The following is an 18,116-nucleotide window of genomic DNA, read 5'->3' as shown; positions in this document are numbered from 1 at the left end:
CCTTGACTACACTTTAATAGGTGACAGAAATAGGGGGCTCAATGGGCGGTTTTGCGTACGGAAATTTGCGGTTTTTGGTCGTGGACGACTTTAGCAGTTTCCGTACGACAATTAATGGCATGCTAAATTCGTTGGGCGTTATGAGTATCATGACGGCCAGCAATGGTATGGAAGCCCTCGAGATCTGCAAAAGCAAAAAATTCGATGTTATTTTATGCGATTACGACCTCGGCGTTGGCAAGAACGGCCAGCGCGTATTGGAGGCGCTGCGTCATCAAAAGCTCATAGATCGAGAGTCTTTATTTGTTCTGATTTCCGCCGATGTTTCTAAGCAGGCAGTGATGGCTGCTTACGACTGTACCCCCGATGATTACCTAGCAAAACCTATAAATACGCAAATGCTGGAGCGGCGAATAGGGCGCTTACTCGAACAGCGCGAGGCAATGCGCCCAGCGTATCGCGCTTTAGATAAAGGGGATTCTGAGCAGGCAATGGCCATATTAACGCGCATTGCGTTAAGTGGTGGCCGTGTTGCCTTGCCTGCGCAAAAGTTTTTGGGCGAGTTGTTTGTTGAGTTTGACGAGCTGACAAAAGCGGAAAAGCTCTACCAAAAAGTGCTTGAAACAAAGCCGCTAGATTGGGCTCGCCTGGGCTTGGCGTATGTGCATCAGGCAAAGGGGCAGCTAGAAGAAGCTGGTGCTGCTTTTTGCGAGCTAACCAGTGAGAATCCACTTTATTTGCCGGCTTACGATGGTATGGCAAGCAATTGGTTTTTACGTGACGATACGGCAAAGCTGCAAGATGCTATTGCGCAATCTGTGCAGGTCTCGCCAATGTCGATTCTTCGGCAAAAAAACCTCGCGAACATAGCAGAAAAAAATGGCGATTATCCTACGGCGTTAAAAGCGTTGCGCGAGTGTGTTCGGTTAGGGCGAGAAAGCTGCCATGGCTCGTGGGATGATGCTTATCACTTTGGTATGGCTACGGCATCGGCGCCAGAACAAGTTATTGAAAACAACAGAAAGCTTCCACAGGAAGCGTTGGAAATGCTGTCTGACGCTACCAATCACTACGACGTAAGCCCCGATCAGCTATTGCGCCTGCAATTCTTACAGGGCCGGCTGCAGTTTTTGGCCAAGCACTCCTTGGCAGGGCGTCAAGCAGTAGAAAAAGCCGAGCAAAGCTATGCTAAACAACCGCAAGACATAGAAACAGACATTGCCCGCGTAAAGGCGCTGCAAACTATTGGCGATGCAGAGCGCGCCGATGAGCTGGTGCACAGCTTAATTCAGCACTATACCTACGACCAAGAGGCGTTAGAGCGCCTTGATGAGCTATTGAATGAGCCGGTGAGCGAGGCAAACCGAGCACTAGTGGCGCAAATTAACCGCGAAGGTATCGAGCTATACAATGGTTCGTTGTTTGATGATGCCATTACGTGTTTTGAGCGGGCACAGGTTTTATTCCCTCGGCATGTCGGCATTCAGTTGAATATTGTTCAGGCGCTAATTGGCAAAATGAAAAGTGGCGACAACGATGCGCGCATAAAAATGGCAGTCGATAGTGCGCTTAAGGCAATTGGCGAGTCTGTCGATGACGAGCATTCGCAATATTCACGCTATAAGAAACTCAACGCTATGTTTAATGGTTAGTTTTTAAACTGAGCGCTTCAAATACTCGGCAAGCTGCTTTTGTCGCAAAGTCACTAGATGGGAGGAGGTTATGATAGAGCCGAACGATATCGACTTTTCAACGGTATTAGCGTCTAGCGTGCATGATATGAAAAACTCCGTAAGCATGCTGATAGCCTCTTTGCAGGAGGTGCTTGAGAGTATGCCTGTTGAAAATACCGAGCAATCGCAGCAGATGAACACCCTGCATTACGAAGCTTCTCGCATTAATAACGAACTAGTGCAGTTGTTGTCGATTTACCGCTTACAGCAAAAACGCTTGCCAATGCATGTGGATCAGCACTTTGTCGTGGATGTGCTAGAAGACCAGATTGCGCGAAACCACCCGCTAATTGATAGTCGTAATGTAGAGCTCATTCTTGATTGCGACGCTGACTTGGAAGCCTATTTTGATGCTGACTTAGTCGGCAGTGTTATTCAGAATGTTTTGGTTAATGGTTGTCGTTATACAAAAAGTAAAATCGTACTGGCTGCTAAATGCGATAAAAACGTTCTTTGTTTGACGGTGGCAGATGATGGCGATGGTTTTCCTGCGGGTATGCTGGACTACCCCGAGCAACTTCGCTCCGGCGAGGGTGACAGTACGCAGCTGGGGTTGTATTTTGCGAGTATTATCGCCTCCATGCATCAATCTAAGCATGGCGTGGGCCGCATTTCACTACGCAATGGACAGCCTCTTGGTGGTGGCGTTTTTGAACTGTTTATACCCAATTGAAAGGTTAAAAAAATAGCCTAATTGATTGAATTATATGCATATTTTGTTGTTTTCAGTTTTTTTACAAAAAAGGTTTGACATGCCATGCGCAAACTGTAAAATGCGCGTCACTCCTCGGGTGGTTAGCTCAGTTGGTAGAGCGGCGCCCTTACAAGGCGTAGGTCACAGGTTCGACCCCTGTACCACCCACCAAGACTTTTTAATCGGTATAATCAACGCCGGTTAAGCTAAAAAGTTTTAGGTGCTAACGTTAAGTTAGTGTCCTGAGTAGTCTACCGCGGACTGGTAGTTCAGTTGGTTAGAATACCGGCCTGTCACGCCGGGGGTCGCGGGTTCGAGTCCCGTCCAGTCCGCCACTTATCTAAAAAGCCGCACAAGAAATTGTGCGGCTTTTTACGTTCAAGGTCTTGTTGTTTTCCTTTTTCGAATTCTCTGCTACAGTTTTGTTGTGATGTTAATGTCTTTGCGACTTTTTGAATGTCTTCGTCGTTTTGTATTTGTAGTGTTTGTGTTGTCATCACACTGCAATATATATCTAAGACACTAACCTCACTTGCTAACTAAACCTATATGGAGGAGAGATTATGCAAGATTATTTGGAGGAGTTGTTGGAAGCTCCTGATGATGTTTTGAGTGATGATGATTTTGAATATGTGGATGATTATTCCGAACTATAAAATGGCAGCTTAGGCTGCCATTTTTATTTGCCTTTCTCTTGTTCCCTTCCTGTAACAAAGAACAAACTTCTACTGTTTTTGCTTGGTTTGGCTTTTTAGTCGCGCCTTAACTTTTCGCTGACAGCGATAGGGTTGGGGAAGCAAAAAATCACGATATAGCTCGATACCAAAAAAGTCACAATTGCAGCGCTTTGGATGACGACGGTTACCTTTTCGCTAATGATGTCGTTGGTGCTGGCTACAAGGGTTAAAAGTAGCGAAAACTCACTGATTTGCCCTAATCGAAAGCCTATATCCCACGCCAACCCCTTGCGTTCGCTCTTTCTGCACAGTAGCCCGTAAAAAACAACGGGCTTGACGATAAGTACAACGGCGGAAACGGCAATGATCGGAAGAAATAGGGTGGGTAGCAGGCTAATGTTGAGTTGTGCGCCAAGTGCGAAAAAGAACAGTATCAGGAAGAAGTCTCGCAAGGGTTTAAGGTTAAGTGCAATAAATTGCGATATGGGGCTGGTCGCAAGGGTGATGCCCGCAATAAAGGCGCCGATTTCCGCAGATAAATGCATAAATTCGGCAAGTTTGGCTAGGCCGAGGCACCAGCCGATTGCCAGCAAAAAAATGTATTCGTGGAAGCGATCAAAGCGTGAAATAAGGTGTAAAAGTACATACTTAACAAATGCAAACGCAATGACGCCAAGTGCGGGTAGGGCGGCAAACGCCATGCCGAGTTCTGGCAGGTTTAGCTCGCCAGGCGTCCCGCTGGCAAGGATGAGCAAGCATATGATGGCTAGAAAATCTTGAAACAACAGTAGGCCAACCATTAGCTCGCCGGTGTGTTTGTGGTGTAGTACGGTGGTGGGTAGCAGCTTTATGCCTATGATGGTGCTCGAAAATATGAGCGCCATGCCGAGCACGACAGATTCTGTTTGGTTAAAGCCAAAGGAGAGTCCCAGCAAATAACCAAGCCCCGCGAAAAGCGTGGAGCTGGCGATGGCGACTATGGATATTTCTTTAAAAACGCTTTTAAGCGCCTTGGGCTGCATGTCTAACCCAAGTAAGAAAAGTAAAAAAACGATACCTATATGGGATATATCGCTCACGATATTGAGGTCTGGAACGATTTTTAAGCCGAAGGGGCCAAATAACATGCCAATGGCAACATAGGCCACCAGTAAAGGTTGGCGTGAATATAGTGCAACCGAGGCAACAATGGCGGAGCCGGTGAAGATCAAAAAGAATGCATCAAAGAGGTGCCCGGTCATATCGCTCTATTCTTGTGGTGTTAGCTAATTTTAGATCAAAAAAAGGGGCTTATTTAGCCCCTTTCCTATATGTGCGACGGTACGGCTGTTATCGGCGCCTAAAAAGCGGCCGAGGTTCGTCGTGCGAAGCTTGGTAGTTGTTTGTGAAATCTTGCAAGCTAGCGAGCATGGAGTCAATATTTGCGTCGTCGGGAACGGCGAAAGCGTCAAAGCCGCAGCGCTTAAGGTAATACAGTTGGTCTTGCATGTATTCACCTGTAGCTTGAAGTTCGCCGCTAAAATCGCAGTCTTCTCGCAGGATGCGCGCTAGGGAAAAACCGCGTCCATCAGCAAATGCCGAGAACTCAATGGCGATAGCTGGTGCGCTTTTTAGCTGTTGGGTAAGCAGGCTTGGGTTGGTGTCGCCGTTTAGCCATACGCCGATATTGGCGTTGTGCAGCTCGGTGTTTTGTTGCCACAATTCCAGCGGCACAAGGTATTTCCCGTTGGCGAGATCTGCTTTGGCCAAACCTTCTTGGTCTGCAATTGTTACCCAGCTGTTATCTTGGGCGGCATTATTTTTAATTAGCTTTGGCATATACGCGCTCCTTAAAGGGGGCTAAACCTAGGCGGTTGTAGGTTTCAAGGAAGGTCTCTTCGTTTTCGCGCTTATCGACGTAGGTGTTGAGTATCGTCTTTACGGCGTTGGTGACTTCGGCTCGGGAGAAGGCTGGGCCCAGTACTTTGCCAAGCGCGGCATCGTTTTTAGAGTTGCCGCCAAGCTGGACTTGGTAGAACTCTTCACCTTTCTTGTCGACACCCAAAATGCCGATGTGGCCAATATGGTGGTGGCCGCAGGCATTCATGCAGCCTGAAATGTTAAGGTCTAGTGGCCCTAAGTCGTAAAGGTAATCGAGGTCGTCAAATTCGCGTTGCAGTGCTTCGGCAACGGGGATGGACTTAGCGTTTGCTAGCGAGCAAAAGTCACCGCCTGGGCAGCAAATCATGTCGGTTAGGGTGCCCACGTTGGGTGTGGCGAAGCCGTTTTCGCACAGTTTTTGCCACAACTCGAAAAGCTTGTTAGCTCTAACGTCGCCAAGCACCATGTTTTGAAGGTGTGTTGCGCGGATTTCGCCAAGAGAGTATTCGTCGGCAAAGTCGGCAATGGCTTCTAGTTGCGAGTCGGTGATGTCACCGGGCGCAATGCCGGTTGGCTTTAGCGATAACGTGACGGCGCGGTAGCCTGCCACGCGATGGCTGTGTACATTGTGGCTAAGCCAATGTCCAAAGGCGGCGTTCTCGCTGCGTAGAGCGTTGATCTCGGCAGTTTCGCTAAGGTCGTCTAGTTGGGCGTAGTCGGGCTCGGTGAAAAAACTCTTGGCGCGCTTAATCTCTTTGTCGGTAAGGCGTGTTGGGCTATCTTGTAGTTTTTCCCAAGTGCTTTCGACGGCTTGCGTAAAGGCCTCGACGCCCATTGCGTTAACTAAAATCTTAATGCGCGCTTTGTATTTGTTGTCGCGGCGGCCATTGAGGTTGTATACCCGCAAAATGGCTTCGAGGTAGGTTAGTACGTCGTGCTCGGGTAGGAATTCGCGAATAACTTTGCCGATAACGGGTGTTCGCCCAAGGCCACCGCCAACAAGGACGGTAAAGCCAATTTCGCCTTCGCTGTTTTTAACGAGCTGCAGGCCGATGTCGTGAAAGCGGATTGCGGCGCGATCTTCTTCTGTGCCCGAAACGGCAATTTTGAACTTCCTGGGCAGGAAGGCGTATTCGGGGTGGAAGGTAGACCACTGGCGAATAATTTCGCAGTAAGGACGCGGGTCGATAAGCTCGTCGGTAGCAATGCCTGCGAAATGGTCGGAGGTTACATTGCGAATACAGTTGCCGCTCGTTTGCACTGCGTGCATTTCAACAGAGGCTAGCTCTTCAAGGATGTCTGGCACCTCTTCGAGTAGGGGCCAGTTGAGCTGGATGTTTTGGCGCGTTGTAACGTGCACGTAGCCTTTGTCGTAATGGCGGCTAATGTGTGCCAGTTTGCGCAGCTGCTTGCTGTTAAGTAGCCCGTAAGGCACAGCAATGCGCAGCATTGGCGCTAGGCGCTGAACATAGAGGCCGTTTTGTAGGCGCAGTGGTAAAAATTGTTCTGGGGCAAGAGTGCCCTCTAAGTAGCGCTCGGTTTGGCGGCGAAATTGCGCCACGCGCTCTAAGATCAGCTGTCGATCATGTTCGTCGTAAACGTACATGGGGTTTGGTTACCTTTTCCGAGTCTATCGATGGGAGTGGCTTGGCGCTGCAGGTAGCGCTTGGGGTAGCCACAAGCGCATTGCAGTTGGTTGACTGGTCTTTAGAGGCAAAGTGACTTTTTGAGCAAAAGCAGAACTTTAAGCTCAAAAGGTGTCGCTCGCTAAAAGGCCTTTGCAACCCAGCGCGTAAGCGGACGCGCAGCATACAGCAAAAGCGCTAATGCCGCGAGTGACGTATGTGATCTTTGATTGGCGCATTGGTGTAAAACGCGGCGCCTCAATTGGAGTTTTTAACTAGTTGTAGCTGGCAAGCGTGCTGTCGCTGGTAGATAGTTTTTGTTTGGCGATGACATCTTTGGCTTCGCGATACAGAGTATTCGCTTCGCTAAGCTCGCCAACGCAGCGGCGGCGTTGCTCGTAGGTGCCAATTGCGCAAGATTCACGCAGCTCGCGGTATTCTTGAATCACGTCAAAAGCCTCAGCAAGCTCCATGCTTTGATCGGCTGTATCGCTGTTGCCTGCATTGGCGGTCATTGCTAAGGGGGCAGCACATAAGGCGAAATAAAGAGAAGGGAGAATCTTTTTCATGAGGATACCCAAGGGTAGTTAAACACGCTGTTACTTGCCGCGCATTCTAGCAACTCTAAAGTGTGTATAAAAGAAACATCTTTGCCTGAACTTGTCTTTTTTTAACTTTTTTTAGTCTTTTTGACTATTAAGGCGCCACACAGTGGTTGCGCATGCATTGATTCGCCTATTTTTTGATCTGTTAGGTTTGTGCGGCAGAGGTAGCGCTGCGTGAAGAAGAGTAACGTTTAGCGCATCTAGTGACTAACCGGTAGAGTGAAGCTGGCGATGAAGGTCTCGGGTGATTCATCTATGGCTAACGAGCTATCGTGCGCTTTTAATACTTCTTGAACAATGTCGAGGCCGAAACCAACACTTCCATAGACCTGCCCATCAAGTCTTCGGCCTTGTTGTGTTTCGGGGGACGTTGGGTTTTTTATCTGTATTTGAGTGCCGCCTTCAAGGGGAGTTGCAGAACATTGAATAAGAGAGTTCTCCGGCGAGTATTTAATCGCGTTAATCAGTAGGTTGGTTAGGGTTTGATGCAGGCGATGCTTGTCACACAGCAGCGCAGCCTGATCAGGAGCATCCAGCGTTATTGTAATGTTTGACTCGGCTGCAAAGTGTTCCACGGCATCCTGGGCCTCTTCGATTAACTGCTTGGCATTAACTTGGGTTTTGCTCAGCGCAATTTTGCCGGTGCTTAGCGCGGCGTTCTCTAAAATGGTATTCACAAATTCGAGAGCGTTTTCAGCCGGGCGTGCAATCTTTTGCGCTATTTGTTGGATTCTTTCGGGCGAGGCGTTGGGTTTTGTTGCCATTTTAGTTAGCCCGATAATAGTGCCTAGCGGGTTGCGTAAATCGTGCGCTACGTAGCCAACAAAGCGTTTCATTTTTTGGTTAAGGGCCAGCAGGTGATCCTCTTTGTTGCGCAAAAGAATGAAGGCGCCAATGGCGTTGGCCATTAACACAATAAGGTTTCTTTCGTGTGTGGAGAAGCCGTTTTCGCGCGCCGATACAGAGGTGAAATTTAGTGTGCCAAACAGTTCGTCAGCCACAAAAATAGGCGCTGACAAATAGGATTCTAACTTAAGGTTTTCGTATACCGGGTGGCACCGCATATATTCTAAAGCCCCCACTTGTGGAAAGCCTAAAACCTGTTGGCTTTTAATGACTTCGCGGCAGTAAGTGTCTTCCAGCCCAAATTCCTGTCCTTTTTCGAGTACGTCTAGTGGGCTTATCACATCACATACTGTGTAGCTGTTGCCAACAATGCGGCTAACAATACCTGTTTCTAACCCAAACACCTCTATACCAGAGACTAAATATTCGTGAATCAGGTCGTCAAAATTTTCAAATCGGCTAGCGGTTAGTAAATGGATGCGCGTTAGGTTGCTTAGCATGGCGCGTAGTTGTTCGTTTTCGCTGGCGGATGCATCCATGCTGATGTAAGTCGTATCTTCTATAAAAGAGGGGTAGTCCATGGCGAATCCAAGTTTGTAGTGTTGGCTATGTAGCCAATTATAGTCAACGCTTGCGGGTTTTGTGATGTGAGGATAAGTAGCTTTATTGGGTAGCTTTTTGTCGCTTGAAATTTATCGTATCCCTCGGTGTTTAAGTTTCTGGCCTGCTTTGTGCTCTTGTGTGTAGTAAGGGTAAAAACGCCAAACCTTTGGCAGGGTAGAACAATGACAGATCGTGTTGACATTAATCGTTTATTGACAGAGATGCGCTCCATTAAATCGCAAACGCAGGCTTTTGGCGGCGTGGAGGGCGCTAATGGCATTCGCCCTGGCGGAATCAACCCTGTTGAAAATAAAAATCGCGTTGATTTTGGTGATGTTTTTAGTCAAGCAATTAATAAGGTGAATAATATTCAACAAGAATCTGGCGCGGTTTCAAAAGCTTATATTCAAGGTGACCCCAATGTGAGTATCAGCCAAGTAATGATCGCATCGCAAAAATCCAGCGTTGCTTTTCAAGCGGCGACCCAAGTCCGAAATAAGCTTGTTGAGGCTTATAAAGACGTCATGAATATGCCAATTTAATGGTGTGAGGTAGCGTTAAATGGCAACGGCAGAAGCAGCAGGTGAAACAGTACAGGTTAAATCCAGTGGTGTTAAAAGCGATTTAATTGAAGGCTTTAATAATCTGAATTTGGTTCGGCAAGCTGGCTTAATGGTTGGCATTGCAGCCAGTGTGGCTATTGGTTTTGCTGTGGTGCTATGGACGCAGGGCGACGATTACAAACCCTTGTATGGCAGCTTGGACCGCCTTGATAGTAGCGAAGTGGGTGAAATCCTCGATTTTAATGATATCGCTTACAAGGTCGACCCGAAAACGGGCGCGCTGTTGGTCTCTGCCGATAAAGTGCATCAGGCGCGCTTAAAATTAGCGGAACGAGGAATTCCGGGGAATCAATCAATTGGCTTTGAGCTGCTTGATCAGGAGCAGCCGCTTGGAACCAGCCAGTTTATGGAGTCGGCGCGTTATAAAAGAAGCTTAGAGGGAGAGCTTTCGCGCACTATTTCTAGTATTAACTCAATTCGAGGTGCAAGGGTGCACCTCGCCATTCCTAAAGCTTCTGTATTTGTGCGTGATGGGCGCGAGCCGTCGGCCTCTGTATTTTTAGATTTATTCCCTGGGCGCAATATCGAAACGCGCCAAGTTAAGGGTATTGCCAATTTAGTGGCCTCAAGCATTCCCGAATTAAAAATTGAAAACGTCACGGTGGTCGACCAGAAAGGCAACTTGTTATCTGTTGGGGTAGAGGACGAGAGGCTGGTAATTGCTGCTCAGCATTTGGATTACACCAAAAAAGTAGAAAACGATATTATTTTGCGGGTTCGCCGCTTGTTAACCCCCATTATTGGCGATGGAAAATTTAAAACAGAAATTGCTGCTGATTTAGATTTTACCGAGGTTGAGCAAGCCGAAGAATCTTTCAATCCAGACTTACCGGCAATACGCAGCGAGCAAACGGTAGAAGAGTTGCGCAAGGGCGCAGGCGGCCCAATGGGGATTCCTGGGGCGTTAACGAATCAGCCACCGGATGGAGGCAATGCCCCTGAAGTTGCCAACGGACAAGATGGCGAAGGCGGTGGTGCAAGCCCGTCTAATTCACGCAAGCAAGCTGTCCGCAACTATGAACTGGATCGTACGGTTAGTTATACCAAGCATGAAAAAGGGCGCGTGCGGCGGTTATCTGTGGCGGTAGTTGTCGACGATAAAATGCAACCAAACCCAGAAACTGGCGAGCTAGTTCGCACGCGCTGGACTGATGCAGAGTTAGAGCGCATAGCCATATTAGTGCGCGATGCGGTTGGTTTTTCGGCGGCGCGTGGTGATAGCGTCAATATTCTGAATGAATCCTTTATCAATGATTTAAATACCCTCGACTACACCATGCCGTGGTATCAAACGGCGTGGTTTAAAACGCTGGCCAAGCAATTGGCTGGGGTATTTATTATTGGCTTATTAATTATTGGTTTGTTGCGCCCGGTACTTAAAAGTTTGGCGCAATCGGGCTTAAAAGCGCGAGCAGAAGATGAAGCAAAAGAGCTAGCGGCATTGCAAGCGGCAGGTGTGGATTCGTTCGACTCACTAAGTGATGAAACCGTTACCTTAACCGGTGGTGATGCCATGGCCTTGCCCAGCCCAGAAGAAAGCTACGAGCAGCAATTAAATGCTGTAAAAGGTTTAGTTGCAGAGGACCCAGGCCGTGTAGCGCAAGTAATAAAACGTTGGATTAACGAAGAATAATGCCGAGGATTAATAATGCCTAATAACCCGCCGGCACAGGAAGAAGCCAAAAAAGTTAATTTGCCCAAGCTGGATCAGGCTGCGATTTTGTTAATGTCGTTGGGTGAGTCCACCGCGGCAGAAGTGCTTAAACATATGGGGCCAAAAGAGGTTCAGCGTTTGGGTACGGCGATGAGCCAGCTAAAAAACGTACAGCAGTACGAAGTGGAAGTGGTGATTGCCAATTTTATGGATGAAGTGCGCACCCAAACGGGCTTGGGTATGGGGGCAGATAACTATATTCGCAATATGTTGGTAACGGCATTAGGGTCGGATAAGGCCAATGGCTTAATCGATCGCATTTTAATGGGTGGCAATACCACCGGGTTGGATACGCTTAAATGGATGGAAGCGCGTTCTATTGCCGACATTATTCGCAACGAACACCCGCAAATTCAAGCCATTGTATTGGCGTATTTGGATGCTGATCAGTCTGCAGAAATTTTGGCTTACTTCCCTGAAAAAGTGCGTTTAGATGTAATGATGCGCGTTGCATCGCTCGATACAGTGCAGCCGAGCGCCTTACAAGAGTTGAACGATATTCTTGAGAAGCAATTCTCTGGTAACGCCGGTTCGCAGACTAAAGATATTGGCGGCTTTAAAACGGCGGCTGAAATTGTCAATAATTTGGATAGCTCTATTGCTAATGAGTTAATGGAGTCGATTAAAGAAGTTGACGAAGATATGGGTACGCAAATTTCCGATTTGATGTTCGTCTTCGAGAATTTAAAAGATGTAGACGACCGCGGTATACAGGCTATTTTGCGCGAGGTGTCTTCAGAACTATTAATTACTGCCTTAAAAGGTGCCGACGAAGATCTACAAGAAAAAGTATTTGGCAATATGTCTAAGCGTGCTGCCGAATTAATGCGCGATGATTTGGAAGCTAAAGGACCGGTTAAATTATCTGAAGTGGAAACGGCGCAGCGAGAAATCTTGGCAATATGCCGCCGCATGGCCGATGCGGGTGATATTTCGCTCGGCGGCGGTGGTGAGGCAATGGTTTAATGAGTGCTCAGCCCCCAGGACGCATTCCTTTTGAGGATATCGCAAGTGCTAAATCGTGGCTGTTGCCTGAAGTTAATGGCAAGGTTATTAATGGCGACGAGCAGCGCAAGCGCAAAACCCAAGCGGGCAAAAATAAGGCACAGCAAAATAAGCGCTCGGCACCAGAATCGCCTGTTGTTAGTGAAGATGTTGATCCTCCGGAGCCCGAGCAGGTTAAAGGGGTAACCGCTCAGCAGCTAGAAGAAATTACACAAGCGGCAGAGCAAGATGGTTTTGATAAAGGTTATGCCGAAGGTTTAGAACAAGGCAAGCTGGATGGCCGAAAAGCCGGCTACAGCGAGGGCATAAAAGCAGGCACTGAGCAGGCAGAAAGTGAGCATGGCCAGTGGCTAAAAGAGCAAGGGCAGCACTTGCAGCAGTTATGCGAAGCGTTATTTTCGCCGCTTGAGCATCAGCAGCAAGCACTCGCAGATACCACGTTGGATTTAGCGTTGGGGCTGGCAAAGCATATTCTTCAACAAGAGTTGCAATTAGATTCGCGCAAGATCATTGCCGTTGTCGATCGTGCTCTAGAGGCCTTACCGCCTGTCGAAAAAAATATTGCCCTGTACCTTCACCCTGATGACGCCAATGCCTACCGCGATTACGCACCGCAACCGATAGCTGCCGATGTGATTCACGAGGATGCCTCGCTTACGCGTGGCAGTTGCAGTGTAAAAAGCGAGCATAGCTATATTGATTACTCGGTAGCTGCGCGGCTTGATGAGTTTGTCGCTGCGTTGGCTGATAAACCCTTTGATAGCAGCGCTGCAACAAGCGAGGTGCCATCGTTCGAGCGGGAGCCTGTTTCCCAGCCAATTTCCCAGCCAAAAGAGCCGCAAGCAGCTATTGCCGCAGAGGTTCCCCAGCAAGCGCAGGCAGAGGCCTCCACGCTTTCGCCTCAGCCAGAAAATAAAGGGGCAGAGGGTGAGGGGGGCGATGATGGCCGCGATGATTGGAGAGATGGTGAGGGCCCCGAGGTAAATAAAAAAGAAGGTGTAACCGGTGGCGGGTCAGACACTGAGGCACAGGAAGAATTACTTAAGGCGCCGCTAGAAAAACAAGCGGATCAAGCCCAAGGGCCAGTAAGGCCTGAATCACAAGCGCCAGCAGGCGAAGGGCGTGCAGTAGATGATTGACCTTCCTATCAGCGCTAGCGAACGCTTAGCCGGCAAGCGGCAATATGCCAGTTTCGAGCGCTTACCTCTAGCGGCCGGGCGGCTAACGCGAATGGTGGGCTTAACATTAGAGGCTGTGGGACTAAGTGTGCCGGTGGGCACCTATTGTGAAATTATTCGGCCCGGGCGCTCGCCTGTAGAGGCGGAAATTGTCGGTTTTAGTGATAGCACGACTTACCTTATGCCTATTCGAGCGGCAGAAGGGCTAAAGCCGGGCTTGGTGGTAAAACCGGTTAATGGCGCTGACCGCATACGCATAGGTGAGGCAAGCTTAGGGCGAATTATCAACGGTTTGGGGCACCCTTTAGACGGTAAGGGGCCGCTAGAGGGCGATGCCACGCTCGATATTAAACCGCAAACTATTAACCCAATGGATCGCGAGCCGGTTGTTACTCCGCTAGATGTGGGTATTCGGGCAATTAATGCGCTGCTTACGGTGGGCGAGGGCCAGCGCTTGGGGCTATTTGCCGGTAGTGGTGTCGGTAAAAGTGTACTTTTAGGCATGATGACAAAGTTCACCGAAGCGGATGTTGTGGTTGTGGGTTTGATTGGTGAGCGCGGCCGTGAGGTAAAGGAATTTATCGAGCATATTTTAGGTGAGGAGGGCCTTAAGCGCTCGGTGGTCGTAGCGGCCCCCGCCGACGAAGCGCCCTTAATGCGTTTGCGGGCTTCCTATTTGGCAACTCGCATAGCCGAACACTTTCGCGACGAAGGCAAAAAAGTGCTGCTGTTAATGGATTCGCTTACCCGCTTCGCGCAAGCGCAACGCGAAATATCCTTAGCCATCGGCGAGCCGCCGGCCACAAAAGGGTATCCGCCCTCGGTGTTTGCACGCTTACCCGAATTGGTGGAGCGCGCCGGCAATGGCGCCAAAGGGCAGGGCTCGGTTACAGCCTTTTATACCGTGCTGACCGAAGGCGACGATTTACAAGACCCGATAGCGGATTCTGCGAGGGCTATTCTGGATGGTCATATCGTATTGTCGCGGCAATTGGCCGAGGAGGGGGTGTACCCCGCAATCAACATAGAGGCCTCGATCAGCCGTGTAATGCCCAATATCGTGCCGCCAGAGCAGCTTAAAATGATGCAAAACTTCAAGCAGCTATTGGCTGCTCATCGTCAAAACAAAGATTTAATTTCAGTGGGGGCCTATGTACCTGGCGCCGATGCAACCATTGATCGGGCCATCGAGCGGCACCCGCACCTTATCCAGTTTATTAGCCAGGGGCTTACTCAAAAGGCGCAGTATGCCGAGAGTGCCGCTCATCTTAAAAATGTTATCGCCGGTCCAGTTCAGGCCAAAAGTTAGGGGTAGGGCGCGTATCTTTGTGTGACGGAGCTGTAATTTAAGTTGCACGCAGGTAGGCGTTGCTAATCTCGCAGGAGAGTACGCATGTCAGATAAAACAAAGCGAATGAGTTTGATTCTAGAGCTTGCAGAAAAAGACGTAGAGTCCGCGGCAAATACCTTCGCCGATGCCAAAGCGCGGCTCGCTTCAGAGCGACATAAACTCGATGATATTCTCAATTACTTAAACGATTACGCAGCCGCGAACGAAGCCGGTAATTTGCGGCTATCATCAGAGCAGCTAATGCGTCAGCGTGCTTTTGTAGGCCAGTTATCACAAGCGCAATCACAGCAGCGGTTACTCATCGCGCAAAACGAGCGCGACGTCGAGCATAAGAAATCACTCTGGCAAAAAGCCCACCTCAAACAGCGCGCCATGCAAGATTTGGTTAAGCGCATGAGTGACGAAGCCCAAGCCCAAGCCGATAAAAAAGAAGAAAAGCTACTGGACGAGTGGGCGCAGCAACAATTTGTCCGTTCGGAGTCCCACGCTAAGCTGCATTAACCTTAGTGCTAAAGGTTGCCGGCTAGGTGCTTGCTATGTTTAGGGCAAATCAAGTCGGAATAAATGCTTGCAAATTCAAATGATTGGCGTAATATTCGCGCCCAGATCAAGGCGGCAACCTTGCGGTCGACAGACTTGGTCTTTGGGTAGTTATACCAATCTCGGGGCATAGCGCAGTCTGGTAGCGCACCACACTGGGGGTGTGGGGGTCGTAGGTTCAAATCCTGCTGTCCCGACCAAACACTTAGTGTTCACGGTTGGTGATCACTAACTGGGGAAAAACTATTTCCGCAAGTGGGGAAAAACTCCAGTCACGTTCAAAAAAGGCTCGCTTCGGCGGGCCTTTTTTGTGTCCGGAGAAAAATCTCTCTACCGATTAAGTTCCAGCTGAGATGAAGCACCGACTCAAAGTCTGCGTTGCTACTAGAGTAGAGTTTGGGCGAGGGTATTTTGTTGTGAACCTTGCCGGAAACTGGCGAGTTTCAATGCTGGCGCATTATCGTCGGACAATCAACTTCGCGACTCTCCTGTAGCAGACACGGAAGTCGTGTTTAAGATGGAAGGGTTTGGAGGTCTCTACATGTTGTTAAGGGGCGGGCACGGAATAAGTTGCTGGAATTTGGGTTTGTGGGTACTTGCTTGGCAAGGTGAAAATATGGCGTAATAGCTGGCTATTGCAAATATTTCCAACGAAGGCAAGCGTGCACCCAGGAAGTCAAAAATGGCAAGTTATTTAGTGCCCGCCCCTAAGTAGTGTATCGGGTGTCTCTTAATGCTGGCAGGCTCGTAGCTTGCCAGCGGATCGGATTCAGCTGAATCTTCCATCTAGCATCTCAGGTGTGAACACCACCGCAACCTCCTCATAAGGTAGGTCGTGATTAGCCTGATACAGTGCTGTCATTGCCGAGTTGCCGTGCGCCATGGCGTGTTGAATGGTTGAAATGTCAATACCCGCTTTGCTGGCCATGGCGTCGCTAAGCGAACGAATCTCATGGAATGTAGGTGGATTCGGGTGAGTTGACCATAGCCCTGCAGCGCTTCTCGCATCCCTAAATTGCTCGCCTAATCGCTCTTTTGTGAGTTGAGCGTGATGCTTTTTGTTACGGCTTTTATAAATTTTCTTCGGCATATGGCTCACCAGATAAGGGCAGTTGCCATTGCGCAGCGCAGACGTTTTGGCCTTTTCCAATAGCGGCTTTAGCAACACGTGCGTTTCAATATGCCATTGAAGTCTCGATGCGCGTGCGAAGCCTCTTTGAGCTTCCGATTTGCTTATGGTGCGTTGCAGAAACCCGTCGTTACAATGTTCATCAAAGCGCAACGACAGAATATCTTGCTCTCGCATAAAAGTGACAAGCGAAAGGCCCATGGCAACCTGAAGCCCTTCGTAGCCAAGTTCGCCAGCGGCGGTATAGATTGCCCAAAACCCTTTAATGTCGAGCCGCGCGCGTTTACGTTTTGGTCGAGATTTGGCATATAAGCGTGGGCGCTCGTCAGAGGTTGTAAATGGGTTGTAAGCCAATTTGGGCGTTAAGTTATTACCCATTAAAAAGTTAAAAAACTTCCTAAACTCGGCGTGCCGTAATTTCTGCTCGAAATGGCTGAGTGTATCCCACCACTGCTGGATTTCTCCGCGGGTAAGGTCTCTGGGAGGCTTGCTAAAGCCTCTGGCAAATTTGTGCAATGCGTAGCAGCGATTTTCCCAACTCCGAATGAGCTTCAGGTCAGGATCTATTTGTTCTCGGTACGCGATGAAATCGGCGGCTTTGTGGCCGAGCGGTGTGAGTGCTTGGAGGTTTTTCTTGGGCCGATAGGTTTCGCGTCGACTATTTGCGTTGCTAGCATATTCATTCGCCAGATTAACAGAGTCGCACTGAAATATTTTTTTCTTGCCGTTGGGTAATAGGTAACACCAATAACCTTGTCGTCGTTTGTTATCACGATATAGGTTATCAGCAAGCTGAACACCCTCGAAAAACCGAGGTTTTCTAGGTCTGGCCATAATACTCTTCTCACGTGAAACATTTTTTATGCGAGAAGATCAATAAATTCAAAATTAGGTGTTACTTCTTTTTCGGCTAAATTTTTATCTAAATCTTGTCGAGATAAAAATTCATCCTCATCAATATAAACAATTCCGTCCAGTATCAATCCATTGATTGCGCTGCGTTCTACGGCGTCTCGCCATGCTTTCTTGGCGGGACGGCTTCCTGTTGCAAAATAACGTGCATTTAGCACGGTATGCTTTAGTAGTTTCATTTTAGCGGCTCCCGCAAAGGTAAAAGCTGGCCGCTATTGGTCGGTAAAAACGTAATCATCATTATTATTTTTATGGTTTGATTTGTACGCTATGGTTAAATTGTATCGTGCAAAAAACGAACGACGCAACAGTTTTTATGATTATTTAGCACTTTTTTAATGCGCATACCCTTAATGGGTTTATTTTTCAGATTTTTTATTTCGTGGCGACTAAATAACTGGTGTGTAACTTAAATGATGATCAGAATGTTTGCAGATTTAAATTTATTAGGAATAAATAGCCTAAGGAAATTCTTTATTTAATTTTCGTTTTCTTTAAGATAGGTAATGAAAGTTATCAAAGGGTAAAAAAAGTTATGGTTATTCTTGTGGCAATTATTTTCTTTGGGGTACCTTGGTTTCAGGTTCAGTGCGGCGAAGCGTTACTTGAGCTAGGGCGTTATTTAGGTTGGTATTCAATCATCGAATTAGGTTACGACCTTAGAGCGGGTGACGTTATGCTAGAGGCAATTTTTTCTACCCCTTTCATTCCCCTGATGCTATTTATGCTCCGTATAGCGTGGTCGACCGGGGAGGTACATTTTTGGTCGCGGGCATTGAACCAGCGTTAGAGGTACCCATTAGTTAAAGGTGATTTTACCAATCGATGTGAGGTGAGTATGAGTCAGCAATACGATTTTGAAGAGCTGAATGGTCAAGAATATTTTCACGCGCCTTTACCTAAGTGGCGAAAACTGCTTCGGTGTATTGGCTGGGTTTCGGTTTGGTTCGTAATGGCTTTTATCTGGCGAGCGTTTCTAGATTACTCCCTTTAAGGCGTCTATTTTTATTAAGGCGCGCTC

The 18,116-nt window shown here is 48.3% G+C and carries 17 protein-coding genes and 3 tRNA genes; 13 read left to right on the top strand and 7 right to left on the bottom strand.

Annotated features, from left to right (window positions below; all coding sequences use genetic code 11):
* Positions 1-41 precede the first annotated feature (41 nt).
* From MARGE09_RS17980 to MARGE09_RS17965, 4 genes are all read left to right on the top strand, one after another.
* On the top strand, positions 42-1,652 hold the full coding sequence (locus MARGE09_RS17980) for a response regulator (RefSeq protein ID WP_236984336.1): 1,611 nt from the start codon (positions 42-44) through the stop codon (positions 1,650-1,652).
* Between the two features lie 70 nt (positions 1,653-1,722).
* On the top strand, positions 1,723-2,406 hold the full coding sequence (locus MARGE09_RS17975; RefSeq protein ID WP_236984334.1) for a sensor histidine kinase: 684 nt from the start codon (positions 1,723-1,725) through the stop codon (positions 2,404-2,406).
* Between the two features lie 116 nt (positions 2,407-2,522).
* A tRNA-Val gene (locus MARGE09_RS17970) sits at positions 2,523-2,598 on the top strand.
* An 87-nt stretch (positions 2,599-2,685) separates the two neighbouring features.
* Positions 2,686-2,762 (top strand) — tRNA-Asp (locus MARGE09_RS17965).
* Positions 2,763-3,178: 416 nt separating this feature from the next.
* Here MARGE09_RS17965 and MARGE09_RS17960 read toward each other — a convergent pair.
* The 5 genes from MARGE09_RS17960 to MARGE09_RS17940 form a co-directional block, all read right to left on the bottom strand.
* Positions 3,179-4,345 carry a cation:proton antiporter gene (locus MARGE09_RS17960; RefSeq protein ID WP_236984332.1) on the bottom strand — a complete coding sequence of 389 codons (1,167 nt, stop codon included), beginning with the start codon at positions 4,343-4,345 and terminating at the stop codon, positions 3,179-3,181.
* An 88-nt stretch (positions 4,346-4,433) separates the two neighbouring features.
* Entirely contained in the window at positions 4,434-4,922 is a 489-nt protein-coding gene (locus MARGE09_RS17955) for a DUF934 domain-containing protein (RefSeq protein WP_236984331.1), read from the bottom strand.
* Positions 4,906-6,570, bottom strand: coding sequence for a nitrite/sulfite reductase (locus MARGE09_RS17950; protein ID WP_236984329.1), 1,665 nt, complete (start codon positions 6,568-6,570; stop codon positions 4,906-4,908). The genes MARGE09_RS17955 and MARGE09_RS17950 overlap by 17 nt, the downstream gene beginning before the upstream one ends.
* A 294-nt stretch (positions 6,571-6,864) precedes the next feature.
* A complete protein-coding gene (locus MARGE09_RS17945; RefSeq protein WP_236984327.1) occupies positions 6,865-7,158 on the bottom strand; it encodes a hypothetical protein in 294 nt (97 codons plus the stop codon).
* Between the two features lie 236 nt (positions 7,159-7,394).
* Positions 7,395-8,621, bottom strand: coding sequence for a GAF domain-containing sensor histidine kinase (locus MARGE09_RS17940; protein WP_236984325.1), 1,227 nt, complete (start codon positions 8,619-8,621; stop codon positions 7,395-7,397).
* A 204-nt stretch (positions 8,622-8,825) separates the two neighbouring features.
* Between MARGE09_RS17940 and fliE the strand changes: the two genes are divergently transcribed.
* The 7 genes from fliE to MARGE09_RS17905 all read left to right on the top strand — a co-directional run bounded on the left by fliE (position 8,826) and on the right by MARGE09_RS17905 (position 15,254).
* Entirely contained in the window at positions 8,826-9,185 is a 360-nt protein-coding gene (fliE, locus tag MARGE09_RS17935; RefSeq protein ID WP_236984323.1) for a flagellar hook-basal body complex protein FliE, read from the top strand.
* Between the two features lie 19 nt (positions 9,186-9,204).
* The gene (gene fliF / locus MARGE09_RS17930) at positions 9,205-10,899 is read left to right on the top strand and encodes a flagellar basal-body MS-ring/collar protein FliF (RefSeq protein ID WP_236984321.1); all 1,695 of its coding nucleotides are present in this window, start codon (positions 9,205-9,207) and stop codon (positions 10,897-10,899) included.
* Between the two features lie 15 nt (positions 10,900-10,914).
* On the top strand, positions 10,915-11,946 hold the full coding sequence (fliG, locus tag MARGE09_RS17925) for a flagellar motor switch protein FliG (protein ID WP_236984319.1): 1,032 nt from the start codon (positions 10,915-10,917) through the stop codon (positions 11,944-11,946).
* Entirely contained in the window at positions 11,946-13,124 is a 1,179-nt protein-coding gene (locus MARGE09_RS17920; RefSeq protein ID WP_236984317.1) for a flagellar assembly protein FliH, read from the top strand. Before fliG ends, MARGE09_RS17920 begins: the two co-directional genes overlap by 1 nt.
* On the top strand, positions 13,117-14,472 hold the full coding sequence (gene fliI, locus MARGE09_RS17915; RefSeq protein WP_236984315.1) for a flagellar protein export ATPase FliI: 1,356 nt from the start codon (positions 13,117-13,119) through the stop codon (positions 14,470-14,472). Before MARGE09_RS17920 ends, fliI begins: the two co-directional genes overlap by 8 nt.
* A gap of 84 nt (positions 14,473-14,556) precedes the next feature.
* A complete protein-coding gene (gene fliJ / locus MARGE09_RS17910; protein WP_236984313.1) occupies positions 14,557-15,015 on the top strand; it encodes a flagellar export protein FliJ in 459 nt (152 codons plus the stop codon).
* 162 nt (positions 15,016-15,177) lie between these two features.
* Positions 15,178-15,254 (top strand) — tRNA-Pro (locus tag MARGE09_RS17905).
* A gap of 569 nt (positions 15,255-15,823) precedes the next feature.
* On the opposite strand, the gene MARGE09_RS17900 is transcribed toward MARGE09_RS17905, so the two are convergent.
* Complete coding sequence (locus MARGE09_RS17900) at positions 15,824-17,017, bottom strand: tyrosine-type recombinase/integrase (RefSeq protein WP_236984311.1); 1,194 nt, start codon at positions 17,015-17,017, stop codon at positions 15,824-15,826.
* Between the two features lie 26 nt (positions 17,018-17,043).
* On the bottom strand, positions 17,044-17,274 hold the full coding sequence (locus tag MARGE09_RS17895; protein WP_236984309.1) for a hypothetical protein: 231 nt from the start codon (positions 17,272-17,274) through the stop codon (positions 17,044-17,046).
* 356 nt (positions 17,275-17,630) lie between these two features.
* On the opposite strand from MARGE09_RS17895, the gene MARGE09_RS17890 reads away from it, so the two are divergent.
* The gene (locus MARGE09_RS17890) at positions 17,631-17,885 is read left to right on the top strand and encodes a hypothetical protein (protein ID WP_236984307.1); all 255 of its coding nucleotides are present in this window, start codon (positions 17,631-17,633) and stop codon (positions 17,883-17,885) included.
* Positions 17,886-17,933: 48 nt separating this feature from the next.
* The gene (locus MARGE09_RS17885) at positions 17,934-18,089 is read left to right on the top strand and encodes a hypothetical protein (protein ID WP_236984305.1); all 156 of its coding nucleotides are present in this window, start codon (positions 17,934-17,936) and stop codon (positions 18,087-18,089) included.
* The last annotated feature ends 27 nt before the right edge of the window (positions 18,090-18,116 follow it).

It is taken from the genome of Marinagarivorans cellulosilyticus, from assembly GCF_021655555.1.
Taxonomy (GTDB): Bacteria; Pseudomonadota; Gammaproteobacteria; order Pseudomonadales; family Cellvibrionaceae; genus Marinagarivorans; species Marinagarivorans cellulosilyticus.
The sequence above is the reverse complement of the archived record's forward strand: the minus strand, read 5'-3'. Positions and strand labels throughout refer to the sequence as shown.